The 2,025-nt window shown below is 28.9% G+C and carries 2 protein-coding genes; one reads left to right on the top strand and one right to left on the bottom strand.

Going from position 1 to position 2,025, the window contains the following annotated elements:
* Window positions 1–138 precede the first annotated feature (138 nt).
* Window positions 139–1,227 (top strand): toll/interleukin-1 receptor domain-containing protein, encoded by a 1,089-nt coding sequence (locus HJV72_RS18695; protein ID WP_208073354.1) that lies wholly within the window; start codon window positions 139–141, stop codon window positions 1,225–1,227.
* 114 nt (window positions 1,228–1,341) lie between these two features.
* On the opposite strand, the gene HJV72_RS18690 is transcribed toward HJV72_RS18695, so the two are convergent.
* The gene (locus tag HJV72_RS18690) at window positions 1,342–1,962 is read right to left on the bottom strand and encodes an AAA family ATPase (RefSeq protein ID WP_208073352.1); all 621 of its coding nucleotides are present in this window, start codon (window positions 1,960–1,962) and stop codon (window positions 1,342–1,344) included.
* Between the last annotated feature and the right edge of the window lie 63 nt (window positions 1,963–2,025).

The raw sequence follows: 2,025 nt of genomic DNA, 5'->3' as shown, positions 1-2,025 counted from the left end.
GATAATTCGTAGTTATCCTTTTTGTTTTGGATAATAAAAACCGCTATTTTAAAATCCATTAATATAAGCCTTTCGATATATGGCCCTGAATTTAACAGGATATATCGAACTGACAAAAGGAAAGGAAGAATATATAATATGTCAAATATCTTCGTGAGCTGGTCCAAAGCTAAAAGTAGAGAATTTGCATTGGAAATAAAATATCTCCTAGAAAGTCTTAATCCTCATTCAAATGTATTTATGTCAGAGGAAAATATTGCAGCAGGTGAAAAGGTTCAAGAAAAAATAATCAAAAAAATCGTAGAATGTGATTTGTTATTACTTTGTTTTACTAAGGAAAACAAAAAATCGCCATGGCTGCTTTATGAAGCAGGTTTTGCTTGTGGACTTAACAAAAAGGTTATTCCACTGTTGTTTGATAATGATGTCAATTGGCATTCATGGATAGATAATCCAATGAATATTGCTCGAGAAATTAATATAAATAGTACAGATTTTGAAACATCATTTATAAAGTGTTTTGGATTGCGTGATTCTTCGTATACGAGAAATATTCTCTCAAATTTTATTAAAAATGTAGAAAAGATAAAAGATAAACATCGACAAGTAGATATACAATGTGAAGATTTTGTTGATGTGTTGTTAAACAATAATTCTTTTAAAATAGAGAGTCCTATTTATAGAAATAAAACAGCATACTTTATGACAGGATTTGAAACATTTGATTTATGGAAAGCAATTGTGCAATCATTCTTATATACCGGCAAATACTTGTGGATTTACGGAAGAAAAAACATGAAATTATTTGGTGGAAATTACAAAGAGCTATTTGAATATTTAGAAGAAAAATCTGTAACAGAAAATATGTCTGGCATTGATTTTAGATGTATGTTTTTGAATCCTGAAGCAGAAGAAGTAAAGTTTGCACATAAACAGCAGGATATTTTTTTACAGGAATTAGATGCTACAATTAAAAGAGCCAAATATCAAATTGGTGATAATCCTATTTTACAAAAATGTTTTCGCAAATATTCAAATAGGCGAGAAGAAATTATAATCCGTCTAGATAACTGTATCATTTATTCTAAACCACATTTTGATGAAAATGGTGCTCCTCAAATTATGACAGATACAAAATTTGAAGTCTTTAGTGCAACTTCCAAGAGAGGGAAAGAATGTATTGAAAAGTATTGTGCCGTTTGGGATAATGCTAAAAATTTATTTTAAACTGAAATGCAGTCAAAGTGGAGATTTCTAGTCTTGACTGATATTTCTGGTATTGTATAAAACAGAGAATCGCGCTCCCATGTAGATCATACATACTTACCATTACAGATGGGATTAATCACTATATAATTGATGAAAAATTTCCTCTATTTCGCCTAATGTTTCCGATATAGAACTCAAACTTACATTAATATTATAACCATGAATCTTTTCACTTAAATGTAATATACTATTCTTTAAATCTATATTGGTTTGGTATAAAAGTGGTACACATTCTAATTTGTATTTTTGAGGATTTCGTTTTTTTAAGCGTTCCCATAGACTCTCTTCTGAATCTACATACAAATTAATATATATTATGTTAGGAACCTTTAGGTGTATATATAGTTCTTCTGGAATAATATGTACACCATTTATAATAGAAGGAATCTCTTTCCTTTGTTGACGCTGAATGATATTTATAATAGAATTTTTCATAATTCTGCATTGCTCTTTTGCCATGTCGTAAGTTAAAAATCTATTATGTGAATAAATATTATCTTGTAAAAAACCATACTCATAAAATAAATAACAATTATATCCTCTTAAAATTTCACGAATCACATCAGTCTCTTCGACAAGTCGGAATTCTTTATATGCTTTAAGAAGTTCAGCGGAAAGTGTAGTTTTTCCTACACCGGGAACACCAGATATGAGAAGTACTAAGTTTTGAGGTAATGTATATTTCTCTTCCATAATTTTTCCTGTATTTAATAATGTATTAGTTTAACAAAACAAAAAGGATAACTACGAATTATC

It is taken from the genome of Extibacter sp. GGCC_0201 (assembly GCF_017566055.1).
GTDB lineage: Bacteria > Bacillota > Clostridia > Lachnospirales > Lachnospiraceae > Extibacter.
The sequence above is the reverse complement of the archived record's forward strand: the minus strand, read 5'-3'. Positions and strand labels throughout refer to the sequence as shown.

Excerpts from the sequence above, each read along its gene's own strand:
- HJV72_RS18695 (WP_208073354.1), top strand. The coding sequence starts at position 139 with ATGTCAAATATCTTCGTGAGCTGGTCCAAAGCTAAAAGTAGAGAATTT.
- HJV72_RS18690 (WP_208073352.1), bottom strand. The coding sequence starts at position 1,962 with ATGGAAGAGAAATATACATTACCTCAAAACTTAGTACTTCTCATATCT.